The sequence below is a fragment of the Arthrobacter paludis genome (assembly GCF_056782315.1).
In genome coordinates this window covers 176621-191274 of sequence record NZ_JBXAEW010000002.1, presented here as the reverse complement: position 1 = coordinate 191274, position 14654 = coordinate 176621, and the positions used below count along the sequence as shown (strand labels likewise).

The following is a 14654-nucleotide window of genomic DNA, read 5'->3' as shown; positions in this document are numbered from 1 at the left end:
AACTGAAGATGTTCAAGAACTCGGACGAAGTCCTCAAGTACATCGCCGATGAAGACGTGAAGTTCGTCGACATCCGATTCACCGACCTCCCGGGCGTGCAGCAGCACTTCAACATCCCGGCCAAGACCGTCGATGCGGACTTCTTCGAGAACGGCCAGCTCTTCGACGGCTCGTCCATCCGCGGCTTCCAGGGCATCGCCGACTCGGACATGCAGCTGCTGCCGGACGTGACGACCGGCTTCATCGACCCGTTCCGCGTCGAGAAGACCCTGGCGTTCAACTTCTCCATCGTCAACCCGCGCACGGGCGACCCGTACCACCGCGACCCGCGCGGCGTCGCCGAGCGCGCCGAGGCCTACCTCGCGTCCACCGGCATCGCGGACACCGCGTTCTTCGCCCCGGAGGCGGAGTTCTTCATCTTCGACAACGTCCAGTACGAGTCGAAGCCGCAGGGCTCCTTCTACAAGGTCGACTCCATCGAGGCCCCGTGGAACACGGGCCGCAAGGAGGAGGGCGGCAACCAGGGCTACAAGACCCCGTTCAAGGGCGGCTACTTCCCGGTCTCCCCGACCGACAAGCAGGCCGACCTGCGCGACGCGATCTGCCTCGAGCTGGACGCCGCCGGCCTCGAGGTCGAGCGCAGCCACCACGAGGTGGGCGCGGCCGGCCAGGCGGAGATCAACTACAAGTTCAACACCCTGGTGCACTCGGCCGACGACATCCTGAAGTTCAAGTACATCGTCAAGAACGTCGCCGACGCCTGGGGCAAGTCCGCCACGTTCATGCCCAAGCCGATCTTCGGCGACAACGGCTCCGGCATGCACTGCCACCAGTCGCTGTGGCAGGACGGCGTGCCGCTGTTCTACGACGAGAAGGGCTACGCCGGCCTGTCCGACACGGCCCGCTGGTACATCGGCGGCCTGCTCAAGCACGCCTCCGCCGTCCTGGCGTTCACGAACCCCACCGTGAACTCCTACAAGCGCCTCGTGAAGGGCTTCGAGGCCCCGGTGAACATGGTGTACTCGCAGGGCAACCGCTCGGCGGGCATCCGCATCCCGATCACGGGCTCGAACCCGAAGGCCAAGCGCATCGAGTTCCGCGCGCCGGACGCGTCCGCCAACCCGTACCTGGCGTTCGCGGCCCAGCTGATGGCCGGCCTGGACGGCATCCGCAACCGCATCGAGCCGGCCGAGCCGATCGACAAGGACCTCTACGAGCTGCCGGCCGAGGAGGCCAAGGACATCCAGAAGGCCCCGGGCTCCCTCGAGGAGGCCCTGCTGGCCCTCGAGGAGGACTACGAGTTCCTGCTCGCCGGCGACGTGTTCACCGAGGACCTGATCCGCACCTGGATCGAGTTCAAGCGCGAGAACGAGATCAAGCCGCTGTCCCTGCGCCCGAACCCGTACGAGTTCGAGCTCTACTACGGCTGCTAGCCCACGCCGCAGACCACGAGGGGAGGCCCACCGCGCGCGGTGGGCCTCCCCTCGTGCGTGCGTCCCGGCTACCCGGCCACGGTGGTCAGCACGAACGCGGACGGTTCGTCCGCGGTGACGCCGTGCAGCGCGTCGGGCAGCACGAACAGCCCGCCGTGCTCGACCCGCTGTTCGCCGCCGTCCCACCGGACGGTGATGGCCCCCTGGAGGACGAGCAGCGTCGCGGACTCGGGCTTCGTGTGGTCGCCCAGCACTCCCCCGGCCCGCATGGCGATGATGGTGTGGCGCAGCCGGCCGTCGTGCAGGACGGCCGCGGCGCTGCGCCCGTGTGCGTCCCCCTCGGCCTTCGCCAGGTGCTGCCGGGCGAGCTCGTCGAGTTCGGCCTTGGTCACATGCATAGTGTCCCCCTACTCCCAGTCGTGGTCCGCGGCACCGTAGAAGTGCCGCTCGAACACCTGCCGCGCGCGGCGCGCGGCCCGGCGGTAGTCCTCCTCGAGCACCGCCCCGTGGTGGGCAGGATACCCGCACCACCGCGCCACGGCCTCCAGGTCCCGCCAATGTCCGGGCAACACGTCCGAGGGGCGGCCGGTGCACGCCGTCGTGGCGCTGCGCACGCGCGTGGCGAACGTCCACGCCTCGTCCAGCAGTTCCGCGTCCTCCCCCGGCAGCAGGCCGGCCGCGGCCAGCGCGCGCAACGCCGGGCGCGTCGAGGTGGTCCGCAGTCCCGCGACCTCCCCGGCGTGGCGCAGCTGCAGCAGCTGGACCAGCCACTCGACGTCGCTCAGGCCGCCGCGGCCGAGCTTGACGTGCCGGGCCGGGTCCGCCCCCCGCGGCAGCCGCTCGGACTCGACCCGGGCCTTGATCCGCCGGACGTCGACCGCCTCGCGCTCCGTCAGGCCCCGCCCGTAGCGCACGCCGTCGACCAGCGCCATGAACTCGTCGGCCAGGGCGTCGCTGCCAGCCATCGGCGCGGCCCGCAGCAGCGCCTGCCGCTCCCAGGTCTCCACCCAGCGCTCGTAGTACTCGCGGAACGAATCGAGGCTGCGCACGAGCGGTCCCCGCTTGCCTTCCGGGCGCAGGTCGGCGTCCAGGACGAGCTTCGGCTCGGCGCGCACGGCCGGCGCGAGGGGCTGGGTGAGCAGCTTCGCGAGGGCCGTGACGATGCGCTGCGCCTGCTCCTGGGCGGCCTGCGGGTCCGCCCCGTCGCGGGGCTTGTGCACGTACAGGACGTCTGCGTCGGAGCCGTAGCCGATCTCCCGCCCGCCCTGGCGGCCCATGGCGACCACGAGCACGTCCGTGAGCCGCCCGGCACCGGCGCCCTCCGCGTACTCGGCGACCCGCAGCGCGGCCAGGACCGTCGCCCGGTCCGCGTCGGAGAGGGCCGCGCCGATCCCGTCGACGTCGAGCAGGCCGGCCGAGTCGGCCAGGGCGGTGCGCAGGATCTCCCGGCGCCGGTTCAGCCGGATCAGGCGCATGGCCGCGGCCGGGTCGTCGTGGCGCCGCAGCTTCGCCTCCGACTCGGCCCACAGCGCGTCGAATCCGCGCGGGGCGAGTTCCTTGTCCGTTCCCAGCCACGCGGCGGACTCCGGCGAGACCTCCAACAGGTCCGTCACGAGGCGGCTGCCCGAGAGCACGTGGCACAGCCGCTCCGCCCCCGCCGGCGAGTCCCGGAGCATGCGCAGGAACCACGGCGACTCCCCCAGCGCCTCGCTGAGGCGACGGAAGCCGACCAGCCCCGCGTCCGGGTCCACGCCGTCGGCCAGCCAGCCCAGCAACACGGGGAGCAGCTGCCGCTGCAGGGCGGCCCGTCGCTTGACTCCCGAGGTGAGGGACTCGATGTGGCGCATGGCCTGCTTGGGGTCCAGGTAGCCCAGCGCCTTCAGCCGCGCCTGGGCGGCCTCCGGGGACAGGCGCACCTCGTCCGTACTGAGGTTGGCCGCCGTCGCCAGCAGGGGGCGGTAGAAGATGCGCTGGTGCAGGCGGGCGACCTCGCGCTTGGTGGCCTGCCAGCGCTCGGCGAGCGACTCCGCCGTGCGCCCCGCCAGGTCCCCGGGCCCGGCCGCGGCACGGGCCAGGACGCGCCGCTCCGCCTCCTTCTCCGGCATCAGGTGGGTGCGGCGCAGGTGCACGAGCTGGATGCGGTGCTCGAGCACGCGCAGGTCCCGGTAGGCGCCGTCGAGCGCCGCGGCGTCCTTGCGCCCGATGTACCCGGCGTCGCTGAGCGCGGCGATGGCCCCGACGGTGTCCCGCACGCGCAGCGACGGGTCCGCCCGCCCGTGGACGAGCTGGAGCAGCTGCACGGCGAACTCCACGTCCCGCAGCCCCCCGGGCCCGAGTTTCAGCTGCCGGGGCAGCTCCCGCGCGGGGATGTTCTCGGTGACCCGCCGGCGCATCCCCTGCACGGAGTCCACAAAGCCCTCGCGCTCCGAGGACGCCCAGACCAGCGGGTCCACCACCTCCTCGTACGCGCGGCCCAGCTCCGCGTCCCCGGCCGCGAACCTCGCCTTCAGCAGCGCCTGGAACTCCCAGCTCCGCGCCCATTTGGCGTAGTAGGCGCTGTGGGAGTCCAGCGTGCGCGACAGCGCGCCGTCCCGGCCCTCGGGGCGCAGGTTCGCGTCCACCTCCCACAGCGCCGGCTCCCGGCCCGGCGAGGACAGGGCGCGGGCGATGCCCGCAGCGAGGTCGGCGGCGACCGCGGCGGCCGTGTCGGGGTCGGTGCCGTCGTCGGCCGCGTGGACGTAGACGACGTCGACGTCGGAGATGTAGTTCAGTTCGCGCGCGCCGCACTTGCCCATGGCGATGACGGCGAGCCGGACGGGGGCGACGGCGTCGGCCCCGTGCCGCTCCCCCGCCTCGGAGCGGGCGACGGCGAGTCCCGCCTCCAGGGCCGCGCCGGCGAGGTCGGCGAGCTCGGCCGCGACGGCGGGCAGGACCGCCGCCGGGTCCGGCGCGCACAGGTCGCGGACGGCGAGGTCGGCGAGCCGGGCCCGGTAGGCGGTCCGCAGGGACGCGACGGCCTCGGGGCCGTGGTCCGCGGCGACGGGACGGGCGAGGTCCGGGTCCGCGCCGACGGAGGCGAGCAGGGCCCGGCGCAGCTCCGCTGCGGCCACCGGGGCCGCGTCGGCGGGCGCCGCCCGCTCCAGCAGCCCGAGGTGCTCCGGGTGGCGCAGCAGGAAGTCGCCGAGCGCCTCGGACGCGCCGAGGAGCCGGAACAGCGGCAGGGCCTCCGGGCCGCGCCCCGCGAGGTCCCGCACCGCGGGGTGGCGCTCGGCGAGGCGGACCAGCGAGAGCAGGGCCAGGTCGGGGTCGGCCGCGGCGGCGAGGCCGGCGACGAGCCCGTCGCCGTCGACCCCCTCCAACTCGGGCGCGGCCAGGAACCGCCGGGCCCGCTCGACGTCGTCGAAGCCGGCGGAGAGCAGGCGGCGGGTGGCGATCACGCGGGGCCCTAGAGGATGCCCAGGTACCGGTTGAGCTCGAACGGGCTGACGTTCTGCCGGTACGCGTTCCACTCGTCGCGCTTGTTGCGCAGGAAGTTCTCGAACACCTGCTCGCCGAGGATCCCCGCGACCAGGTCGGACTCCTCCATGATCCGCACCGCGTCGTGGAGGCTTCCGGGCAGCGGGTCGTGGCCCAGGGCCCGCCGCTCCGCCGCGGTCAGGCTCCAGACGTCCTCCTCGGCGCCCGGGGGCAGGTCGTAGCCCTCCTGGATGCCCTTGAGGCCCGCCCCGAGGACGACGGCGTAGGCCAGGTACGGGTTGGCGGCCGAGTCCACGCCCCGGTACTCGACGCGCGCGGACTGGCCCTTGTTCGGCTTGTACAGCGGCACGCGCACCAGGGCGGAGCGGTTGTTGTGGCCCCACGACAGGTGGCTGGGCGCCTCTCCCCCGCCCCAGAGGCGCTTGTAGGAGTTCACGAACTGGTTGGTCACGGCCGTGAACTCGGGCGCGTGCCGGAGGATCCCGGCGATGAACTGACGGGCGGTGCGCGAGAGCTGGTACTCCTGGCCCGCCTCGAAGAACGCGTTCGTGTCCCCCTCGAACAGGGAGAAGTGCGTGTGCATGCCGGAGCCGGGGTGCTCGGAGAACGGCTTGGGCATGAACGTGGCGTAGATGCCCTGCTGGATCGCCACCTCCTTGACCACGGTGCGGAAGGTCATGATGTTGTCCGCGGTCTGCAGCGCGTCGGCGTAGCGCAGGTCGATCTCGTTCTGGCCGGGCCCGTTCTCGTGGTGGCTGAACTCCACGGAGATGCCCACGGCCTCGAGCATGGTCACTGCCTTGCGCCGGAAGTCCTGGGCGACGCCCCCGGTAACGTGGTCGAAATAGCCGCCGTAGTCGACCGGCTGCGGCTCCCCGGACGCCCCGAGCCGCTCGGACTCCAGCAGGTAGAACTCGATCTCCGGGTGCGTGTAGCAGGTGAAGCCCATGTCCGCGGCCACCTCGAGCTGGCGCTTGAGGACGCTGCGCGGGTCGGCCGGGGAGGCGGCGCCGTCGGGCGTGAGGATGTCGCAGAACATGCGCGACGTCGGCTCCCGCTCGCCGCGCCACGGCAGGATCTGGAACGTGGACGGGTCCGGCTGCAGGAGCATGTCCGACTCGTAGATGCGGGACAGGCCCTCGATCGAGGAGCCGTCGAAGCCCAGGCCCTCCTCGAACGCGCCCTCGACCTCGGCCGGCGCCAGGGCCACGGACTTCAGGGAACCGACGACGTCCGTGAACCACAGCCGCACGAAACGCACGTCCCGTTCCTCGATCGTCCTGAGGACGAACTCCTGCTGGCGGTCCATGCGGCTCCTTCCGGCGGGGTGGCTCCGGCGGCCCGCCCGGCGGCCGCCATCGGCCCCACTCTACCCGCCGATTCCGCAGCGCGGCGTGAAGTAGGCTGAGGCCATGAGCGCCGACGCGACCACGCCCGCCTACGGTTCCGGCTCCCCCACCCGCATCCGCATCGGGCACCTGGCCCGGTGCAAGGCGGAAGGGAGCCGCTTCGCCATGCTCACGTGCTACGACGCACAGCTGGCCGGCGTCTTCGACGAGGCGGGCGTCGAGACCCTCCTCGTGGGCGACTCCGCGGCCAACAACGTCATGGGCTACGGGACGACCCTGCCGATCACGCTCGACGAGATGATCGTCTTCGCCAAGTCCACGGCCGCCGGCGCGCGGCGGGCCCTGGTCGTGTGCGACCTGCCGTTCGGCTCCTACGAGTCCTCGCCCGAGCAGGCCGTCGCCTCCTCGGTGCGGCTCATGAAGGAGGCCGGCGTCCACGCCGTCAAGATGGAGGGCGGCCGGCACTTCGTCCCGCACGTGCGGGCCCTGGTCGCCGCCGGCATTCCCGTCATGGCGCACGTCGGATTCACCCCGCAGAGCGAGCACGCGCTGGGCGGCTACCGGGTCCAGGGCCGCGGCGACGCCGCCGACGCCGTGCTGGCCGACGCGCTGGCCCTCGAGGAGGCCGGGGCGTTCTGCGTGCTCATGGAAATGGTCCCGGCCGACGTCGCGGCCCGGGTCGACCAAGCCCTGCAGGTGCCGACCATCGGCATCGGGGCGGGCAACGCCACCACCGGGCAGGTGCTCGTCTGGCAGGACATGCTGGGCCTGCGGGAGGGCCGGCTGCCGCGCTTCGTCAAGCGGTACGCGGACCTGCGTTCCACGATCGGCGACGCCGTCCGCACCTACCGCGACGACGTGCTCACCGGCGCGTTCCCGGCCGGCGAGCACTCCTTCTAGCGCCCGCCGCGCCGGCGGCTACTCCTCGTCCTGGTCCTCCCAGGCCTCGTTGCGGCGCTCGACCTTCTCGAGGGCGTGCTCCGCCTCGGCGCGCGTCGGATAGGGCCCCAGCAACTGCGACCAGTCGGACTGCGCCCCGACCTCCACCTGCTTCGTGACGACGTTGAACCAGTAGTCCCCGCTGGCGGTCTCGCTCATTTCGCTCCTCGCATCGGTGGTGCACGGTCCCACCACCCTACTCCCGGGCCGGGGCTCGGGGGATAGGATCGGGTCATGCCCCGAACCTCCACCGCCCCGCTGGGCACGCTCGTCCCCGGAACCCAGTCCCCCCGGCGCCCCGTGCCCGCCTCCATTCCCCGCCCGGAGTACGTGGACAAGCCAGCCCCCGCGAAGTTCACCGGCTCCGAGGTCAAGGACGCGGAGACCATCGAGCGCATCCGGGCGGCGTCCCGGCTCGCCGCCCGGGCGCTGCAGGAAGTGGGCGCCGCCGTCGTCCCCGGCACCACCACCGACGAACTGGACCGGATCGGCCACGAGTTCCTGCTGGACCACGGCGCGTACCCGTCCACGCTGGGCTACCGCGGCTTCACGAAGTCGCTGTGCGCCTCGATCAACGAGGTCATCTGCCACGGCATCCCGGACAGCACCGTCATCCGGGACGGGGACATCGTCAACATCGACATCACCGCGTTCCTCGGCGGCGTCCACGGGGACACCAACGCCACGTTCCTGGCCGGCGACGTCGACGAGGAGTCCCGCCTGCTCGTCGAGCGGACCCGGGAGGCGCTGCACCGCGCCATCCGCTCCGTCATGCCCGGGCGCCAGATCAACGTCATCGGCCGGGCGATCTCCGCCTACGCGAAGCGCTTCGGTTACGGCGTCGTCCGCGACTTCACCGGGCACGGGGTCGGCGAGGCCTTCCACACCGGCCTGGTCATCCCGCACTACGACGCCGCACCGGCCTTCAGCCGCGAGATCGAGGCCGGCATGGTGTTCACCATCGAGCCCATGCTGACGCTGGGGGGCATCGAGTGGGACCTGTGGGACGACGGCTGGACGGCCGTCACCCGCGACCGCACCCGCACCGCCCAGTTCGAGCACACGCTGCTCGTCACCGACGACGGCGCCGAGATCCTCACCCTGCCCTAGGTTCCAGCCACCAAGGAGTGCCATGCCCCAGGACGAGACCAAGACCCAGAAGAAGGCCAAGCGCAGCGCCATCGGCATCGACTTCGGCGGGACCGGCATCAAGGGCGGCATCGTCGACCTGAAGAAGGGCAAGCTGGTCGGCGACCGCTTCCGCATCGACACGCCGCGCCCGTCGACCCCGGAGGCGGTCGCGGAGACGATCGCACAGATCGTCGCCGAGCTCGGCCCGCGCGGGGAGGCTCCCCCGGCCGACGCGCCCGTGGGCGTGACCTACCCCGGGATCGTGCGCCAGGGCGTGGCCCTCTCGGCCGCGAACGTGGACAAGTCCTGGCTCGAGCGGGACGTCGACGCCCTGCTCACGGAGCGGCTGGGCCGCCCCGTCCAGGTCATCAACGACGCCGACGCGGCCGGTCTGGCGGAGGCCCGCTACGGCGCCGGCCGGGACTCCCGGGGCTCGGTCCTGACGATCACGCTGGGCACCGGGATCGGCTCGGCCCTGGTCCACGACGGGGTGCTCGTGCCGAACCTGGAGCTCGGGCACCTGGAGCTCGACGGACACGACGCGGAGACGAAGGCCTCGGCCGCGGCGCGCGAGCGCGAGGAGCTGGGGTGGGAGGAGTACGGGCAGCGCCTGCAGCGCTACTTCTCCCACGTGGAGTTCCTCTTCTCCCCCGCGCTGTTCGTCGTCGGCGGGGGCATCTCCAAGCGCAGCGAGGACTTCCTCCCGCGGCTGCGGCTGCGCACGCCGATCGTGCCGGCCCAGCTGAAGAACAACGCGGGCATCGTCGGCGCCGCCCTCCAGGCGGGCGTCCGCTTCGGCGTCGTCGCCTAGCGGCCGGGCCCGGCCGGGCCGCGGCGCCTACTCGGCGCCGAGCGGGCGCTGGCGCCCCTCCGGACCGGCCGGGGCCTCCCGGCGCAGCTTCTCAATGGCGGACTCGAAGTCCTCCAGCGAGTCGAACCCCTGGTAGACGCTGGCGAAGCGCAGGTACGCGACCTGGTCGAGCTTCTGCAGCGGCCCCAGGATCGCCAGCCCCACCTGGTGGGAATCGATTTCGGCGGCGCCGGAGGCGCGCACGGCCTCCTCGACCTCCTGGGCGAGCACGGCGAGGTCGTCGTCCGTGACCGGCCGCCCCTGGCACGCCTTGCGCACGCCGCTGACCACCTTCGCGCGGCTGAACGGCTCGGCCACGCCGGAGCGCTTGATGACGCTCAGGCTCGTGGTCTCGACCGTGCTGAACCGCCGTCCGCACGCGGAGCACTGGCGCCGGCGCCGGATCGAGGAGCCGTCGTCGGCCAGCCGCGAGTCGACCACTCGCGAGTCCGCGTTGCGGCAATACGGGCAGTGCATGCTAGGCCCGCTCCCCGGCGGTGCGGGCCAGGACGGCGTCGGCGTGGGCCGGCAGGTCCTCGGCCCGGGCCAGGGCGACGACGTGGCCCCCGACCTCCTCGAGGGCGGCACGCGGGTAGTCGATGAACTGGATGGCCTTCAGGAACGTCGCCACGTTCAGTCCCGACGCGTGCGCGGCCGTGCCGCTGGTGGGCAGGACGTGGTTGGACCCGGCGCAGTAGTCCCCGAGCGAGACGGGGCTGTGCGCGCCCACGAACACGGCGCCGGCGGCGGTGATCCGGCCCGCGACGGCGGCCGCGTCCGCTGTGTGGATCTCCAGGTGCTCGGCCGCGTACGCGTTGCAGACCAGGATGCCGTCGTCGAGCGTGTCCACCAGGATCACGGCGGACTGGGGCCCGGACAGTGCCTCGGCCACGCGCGCGCTGTGCTTGGTCGCGGCGACCTGTGCCGCGAGCTCGGCGCGGACGGCGCCCGCGAGGGCGGGCGAGTCGGTGACGAGGACGGCGGCCGCGTGGGGGTCGTGCTCGGCCTGGCTGACCATGTCGGCGGCGACGTAGGACGGGACCGCGGTGGAGTCGGCGAGGATGGCGATCTCGGTGGGGCCGGCCTCGGCGTCGATGCCGACGACCCCTTTGACGAGCCGCTTGGCCGTGGCGACGAACAGGTTCCCGGGTCCGGTGATGACGTCCACCGGCTCGAGGGCCGCGGCGGCGTCCGTGGCGGGCACGCCGTACGCGAGGGCCGCGATGGCCTGGGCGCCGCCCATGGCGTGCACCTCGGTGATGCCGAGCAGCTTCGCGGCGGCGAGGATCGTCGGGTGCGGCAGGCCCCCGTGCTCCTTCTGCGGCGGGGACGCCAGCGCCAGGGAGGCCACGCCGGCCGCCTGGGCGGGGACCACGTTCATGACCACGGAGCTCGGGTAGACGGCCAGCCCGCCGGGCACGTACAGCCCGACGCGCCGCACCGGCACCCAGCGCTGCGTGACCCGGGCCCCGTGCCCGAACTCGGTCGTGGCCTCGGCCGGGATCTGGTCGGCGGCGAACGCCCGGGCGCGGTCGATCGACTCCTCCAGGCCCGCCCGCACCGCCGGGTCCAAGCCGTCCAGTGCGGCGTCGAGCGCCTCCTGCGGCACGCGCGTCTGGGTCTGCTCGACGCCGTCGAACCGGAGGGCCAGCTCGGCGAGGGCCGCGTAGCCGTCCGCCCGGACGGCGCGGATGATCCCCTCGACGGCGGCCGTCGCGGTCTCCGCCGTGGCGGCCGGGCGGGGCAGCTCGGCCCGCAGGAGGGCGTGGTCGAGCCGCCGCCCCCGCAGGTCGAGGGTGCGCAGGTCGTTGAAGGCGGTGCTGTCCGCGGGCTGGGAGGTCACCCCTTAACCTTACGACGGCGCCGGGCGCCGCCGCGCTACACGTCCAGGCAGGCGGGCCCGAGCAGGACCTTCAGGTCGCCGAAGAGCGCCGGGTTCGGGTTGACGCGGAACTCCGGCCCGAGCCGCATGAGCTGCACCGTCCGCGTCCCGGCGAGCTTCATCCGCACCTCGGTGTTGCCGCCGTGGACGCGCAGGACGTCGCCGATGGCGGCCACGGTCTCCTCGGTCGCCTTGTGTGACGGGAGGCTGATGACCACCGGGCCGGCGAGGCCGTCCTCGCTGATCTCCGGGATCGTCATCTCCTGGGCCGAGATCGACACGGCGCCGTCGTCGCGGCGCTGGAGCCGGCCCTTGACGGTGACGATGAGGTCCTCGGCGAGCACGGAGGCGATGGGCCCGTACGCCTGGCCGAAGAACATCACCTCGACGGACCCGGTGAGGTCCTCGATCTCGCAGCGGGCGTAGGGGTTGCCGCTGTTCTTGGCGATGCGCCGCTGCAGCGACGTGATCATGCCGGCGATCTTCACGGTCTGGCCGTCGGCGGCCCCGTCCTCGGAGACGATCTGCGGGATCGGCGCGTCGGCGTGCTGCTCCAGCAGGCTGCCCAGCCCCTGCAGCGGGTGGTCGGAGACGTAGAGCCCCAGCATCTCGCGCTCGAACGCGAGCTTGTCCTTCTTTTCCCACTCGGGCAGGTCGGGCACGGTGACGGACAGCCCGGCCCCGGCGTCGGCGTCGTCGAGCCCGGAGAACAGGTCGAACTGGTTCGCGGCCTCGTTGCGCTTGAGGACGACGACGGAGTCCACGGCCTCCTCGTGCACCATGGCCAGGGCCCGCCGCGGCTGGCCCATGGAGTCGAACGCGCCCGCCTTGATCAGGGACTCGATGGTGCGCTTGTTGCAGACCACGGCCGGGACCTTCTGCAGGAAGTCCGCGAAGGACGTGTACGCGCCCTTCTCCCCCCGCGCCTCGACGACGGCGTGCACGGCGTTGGAGCCGACGTTGCGGATCGCGCCCATGCCGAAGCGGATGTCGTCGCCGACCGGCGTGAAGTTCAGCGCGGACTCGTTGACGTCCGGGGGCAGCACCGTGATGCCCATGTGGCGGCACTCGTTGAGGTACATGGCCGACTTGTCCTTGTCGTCCCCGACGGAGGTCAGCAGCGCGGCCATGTACTCGGCCGGGTAGTGGGCCTTGAGGTAGGCGGTCCAGTAGGACACCATCCCGTACGCGGCGGAGTGGGCCTTGTTGAACGCGTAGTCAGAGAACGGGAGCAGGATGTCCCAGAGCGCCTTGATGGCGGCCTCGGAGAACCCGCTGTCCACCATCCCCTGGTGGAAGCCGGCGTACTGCTTGTCCAGCTCCGACTTCTTCTTCTTGCCCATGGCCCGGCGCAGGATGTCGGCCTGTCCGAGCGTGAACCCGGCGACCTTCTGCGCGATGGCCATGACCTGCTCCTGGTAGACGATCAGGCCGTACGTCGTGTCCAGGATCTCCCGCAGCGGCTCCTCGAGCTCCGGGTGGATCGGGGTGACCTCCTGGAGCCCGTTCTTGCGCAGCGCGTAGTTGTTGTGCGAGTTGGCGCCCATCGGGCCCGGCCGGTACAGGGCGATGACGGCGGAGATGTCCTCGAAGTTGTCCGGGCGCATCAGGCGCAGCAGCGAGCGCATGGGGCCGCCGTCGAGCTGGAACACGCCGAGCGTGTCGCCACGGGCGAGCAGCTTGTAGGACTCGGCGTCGTCGATCTCGAGCGTCTCGAGGTCCAGGTCGACGCCGCGGTTGGCCTTGATGTTCTCCAGGGCGTCCGAGATGATCGTCAGGTTCCGCAGGCCCAGGAAGTCCATCTTGATCAGGCCCAGGCCCTCGCAGGTCGGGTAGTCGAACTGCGTGATGACCTGCCCGTCCTGGAAGCGGCGCATGATCGGCACGACGTCGATGATCGGCTCCGAGGACATGATCACGCCGGCGGCGTGGACGCCCCACTGGCGCTTCAGCCCCTCCAGGCCCTTGGCCGTCTCGAAGACCTTCGCGGCCTCGGGGTCGTTGGCGACGAGCTCGCGGAACTCCCCGGCCTCCCCGTACCGCTTGGCCTGCGGGTTCTCGATGTCGGCCAGCGGGATGTCCTTGGCCATGACGGCGGGCGGCAGCGCCTTGGTGAGGGTCTCCCCCATGCTGAACGGGTGGCCCATGACGCGCGCGGAGTCCTTGAGCGCCTGCTTGGTCTTGATGGTCCCGTACGTGACGATCATGGCCACGCGCTCGTCCCCGTACTTGCGGGTCACGTACTCGATGACCTCCGGGCGGCGGCGGTCGTCGAAGTCGACGTCGAAGTCGGGCATGGAGACGCGGTCCGGGTTGAGGAAGCGCTCGAAGATCAGGCCGTGCCGCAGCGGGTCCAGATCGGTGATGCGCAGCGCGTACGCGACCATCGAGCCGGCGCCGGAGCCGCGGCCGGGGCCCACGCGGATCCCGTGGTCCTTGGACCAGTTGATGAAGTCGGCGACGACCAGGAAGTAGCCGGGGAAGCCCATCTGGGTGATGACGCCCAGCTCGTAGTCCGCCTGCTTGCGGACGTCGTCGGGGATCCCGCCCGGGTAGCGGTAGTGCAGGCCGCGGTCGACCTCCTTGACCAGCCACGACGTCTCGTCCTCGCCGGGCGGGCAGGGGAACTTCGGCATGAAGTTCGCGTCGGTGTTGAAGGAGACCTCGCAGCGCTCCGCGATGGCCAGGGTGTTGTCGCACGCCTCGGGCAGCTCGCGGAAGAGCTGGCGCATCTCCTGCGGCGACTTCAGGTAGTAGCCGGACCCGGAGAACGCGAAGCGGGAGCCGCCCTGGTCGTAGGTGGGCTCCAGGAGGGTGGAGCCGGACTGGATCGCCAGCAGCGCCTCGTGCGCCTTCGCGTCGTGCTCGTGCGTGTAGTGCAGGTCGTTGGTCGCGACGAGGGGGATGTCCATCTCCTTGGACAGCCGCAGCAGGTCCTGCGTGACGCGCCGCTCGATGTCGAGCCCGTGGTCCATGAGCTCGCAGAAGTAGTTCTCCTTGCCGAACAGGTCCTGGTACTCCCCCGCGGCGCGCTTGGCCTCGTCGTACTGGCCCAGGCGCAGCCGGGTCTGGATCTCCCCGGACGGGCATCCCGTGGTCGCGATGAGGCCGGGGGCGTACTGCTCGAGGAGCTCCCGGTCCAGGCGCGGCCACTTGCCGAACACGGAGTCCAGCGACCCCAGCGAGGACGCGCGGAAGAGGTTGCGCATGCCCTGGTTGTTGTAGCTGAGGAGCGTCATGTGCGTGTACGCGCCGCCGCCGGAGACGTCGTCGGGCTTCTGGTCCTGCTCGCCCCAGCGCACGCGGGTCTTGTCCGTGCGGTGCGTGCCGGGGGCCACGTAGGCCTCCACGCCGATGATCGGCTTGATCCCGGCCTGGGTGGCCTTGTTCCAGAAGTCGAACGCGCCGAAGAGGTAGCCGTGGTCCGTGGTGGCCATGGCCGTCATGCCGAGCCGCTCCGCCTCCGCGAACAGGTCGGTGAGGCGCGCGGCCCCGTCGAGCATCGAGTACTCGGTGTGCACGTGCAGGTGGACGAAGGAGTCGGTCGAGGCAGCCACCGCTCCATTCTAGGCCCGCCGCCGGGGAGGGTCCGG

General features: G+C 72.0%; 11 protein-coding genes. 4 read left to right on the top strand and 7 right to left on the bottom strand.

Going from position 1 to position 14654, the window contains the following annotated elements; all coding sequences use genetic code 11:
- Positions 1–8 precede the first annotated feature (8 nt).
- The gene (gene glnA, locus AC1Q5D_RS02365; RefSeq protein ID WP_481736955.1) at positions 9–1433 is read left to right on the top strand and encodes a type I glutamate--ammonia ligase; all 1425 of its coding nucleotides are present in this window, start codon (positions 9–11) and stop codon (positions 1431–1433) included.
- A 68-nt stretch (positions 1434–1501) separates the two neighbouring features.
- Here the strand turns inward: glnA (AC1Q5D_RS02365) and AC1Q5D_RS02360 are convergent, their stop codons facing one another.
- From AC1Q5D_RS02360 to glnA (AC1Q5D_RS02350), 3 genes are read right to left on the bottom strand one after another with little or no spacing between them, the layout of a single operon-like run.
- Positions 1502–1825: a cupin domain-containing protein gene (locus tag AC1Q5D_RS02360; protein ID WP_481736954.1), complete on the bottom strand. Its 324-nt coding sequence runs from the start codon at positions 1823–1825 to the stop codon at positions 1502–1504.
- Between the two features lie 15 nt (positions 1826–1840).
- On the bottom strand, positions 1841–4870 hold the full coding sequence (locus tag AC1Q5D_RS02355; protein ID WP_481736953.1) for a bifunctional [glutamine synthetase] adenylyltransferase/[glutamine synthetase]-adenylyl-L-tyrosine phosphorylase: 3030 nt from the start codon (positions 4868–4870) through the stop codon (positions 1841–1843).
- 8 nt (positions 4871–4878) lie between these two features.
- Positions 4879–6219 (bottom strand): type I glutamate--ammonia ligase, encoded by a 1341-nt coding sequence (gene glnA, locus AC1Q5D_RS02350; protein ID WP_481736952.1) that lies wholly within the window; start codon positions 6217–6219, stop codon positions 4879–4881.
- Between the two features lie 103 nt (positions 6220–6322).
- Between glnA (AC1Q5D_RS02350) and panB the strand changes: the two genes are divergently transcribed.
- Positions 6323–7159 (top strand): 3-methyl-2-oxobutanoate hydroxymethyltransferase, encoded by an 837-nt coding sequence (gene panB / locus AC1Q5D_RS02345; RefSeq protein ID WP_481736951.1) that lies wholly within the window; start codon positions 6323–6325, stop codon positions 7157–7159.
- Between the two features lie 18 nt (positions 7160–7177).
- Here the strand turns inward: panB and AC1Q5D_RS02340 are convergent, their stop codons facing one another.
- Positions 7178–7357, bottom strand: a complete 180-nt coding sequence (locus tag AC1Q5D_RS02340; RefSeq protein ID WP_481736950.1) for an SPOR domain-containing protein — start codon at positions 7355–7357, stop codon at positions 7178–7180.
- Between the two features lie 75 nt (positions 7358–7432).
- Between AC1Q5D_RS02340 and map the strand changes: the two genes are divergently transcribed.
- Both map and ppgK read left to right on the top strand, forming a co-directional pair.
- On the top strand, positions 7433–8308 hold the full coding sequence (gene map / locus AC1Q5D_RS02335; protein WP_481736949.1) for a type I methionyl aminopeptidase: 876 nt from the start codon (positions 7433–7435) through the stop codon (positions 8306–8308).
- A gap of 22 nt (positions 8309–8330) precedes the next feature.
- Positions 8331–9140 (top strand): polyphosphate--glucose phosphotransferase, encoded by an 810-nt coding sequence (gene ppgK, locus AC1Q5D_RS02330; protein WP_481736948.1) that lies wholly within the window; start codon positions 8331–8333, stop codon positions 9138–9140.
- Between the two features lie 27 nt (positions 9141–9167).
- Here the strand turns inward: ppgK and nrdR are convergent, their stop codons facing one another.
- Genes nrdR through dnaE form a run of 3 tightly spaced genes read right to left on the bottom strand, consistent with a single transcriptional unit; the run spans position 9168 to position 14618 of the window.
- A complete protein-coding gene (nrdR, locus tag AC1Q5D_RS02325; RefSeq protein ID WP_481736947.1) occupies positions 9168–9656 on the bottom strand; it encodes a transcriptional regulator NrdR in 489 nt (162 codons plus the stop codon).
- A 1-nt stretch (position 9657) separates the two neighbouring features.
- Positions 9658–11022 carry a histidinol dehydrogenase gene (gene hisD / locus AC1Q5D_RS02320; protein WP_481736946.1) on the bottom strand — a complete coding sequence of 455 codons (1365 nt, stop codon included), beginning with the start codon at positions 11020–11022 and terminating at the stop codon, positions 9658–9660.
- A 35-nt stretch (positions 11023–11057) separates the two neighbouring features.
- Positions 11058–14618, bottom strand: coding sequence for a DNA polymerase III subunit alpha (gene dnaE, locus AC1Q5D_RS02315; protein WP_481736945.1), 3561 nt, complete (start codon positions 14616–14618; stop codon positions 11058–11060).
- Positions 14619–14654: the final 36 nt, after the last annotated feature.

What these genes read in the sequence shown, in the direction of transcription:
- panB (WP_481736951.1), top strand. Translation starts at nt 6,323, where the DNA reads ATGAGCGCCGACGCGACCACGCCCGCCTACGGTTCCGGCTCCCCCACC.
- glnA (WP_481736952.1), bottom strand. Translation starts at nt 6,219, where the DNA reads ATGGACCGCCAGCAGGAGTTCGTCCTCAGGACGATCGAGGAACGGGAC.
- nrdR (WP_481736947.1), bottom strand. Translation starts at nt 9,656, where the DNA reads ATGCACTGCCCGTATTGCCGCAACGCGGACTCGCGAGTGGTCGACTCG.
- map (WP_481736949.1), top strand. Translation starts at nt 7,433, where the DNA reads ATGCCCCGAACCTCCACCGCCCCGCTGGGCACGCTCGTCCCCGGAACC.
- AC1Q5D_RS02340 (WP_481736950.1), bottom strand. Translation starts at nt 7,357, where the DNA reads ATGAGCGAGACCGCCAGCGGGGACTACTGGTTCAACGTCGTCACGAAG.
- ppgK (WP_481736948.1), top strand. Translation starts at nt 8,331, where the DNA reads ATGCCCCAGGACGAGACCAAGACCCAGAAGAAGGCCAAGCGCAGCGCC.
- glnA (WP_481736955.1), top strand. Translation starts at nt 9, where the DNA reads ATGTTCAAGAACTCGGACGAAGTCCTCAAGTACATCGCCGATGAAGAC.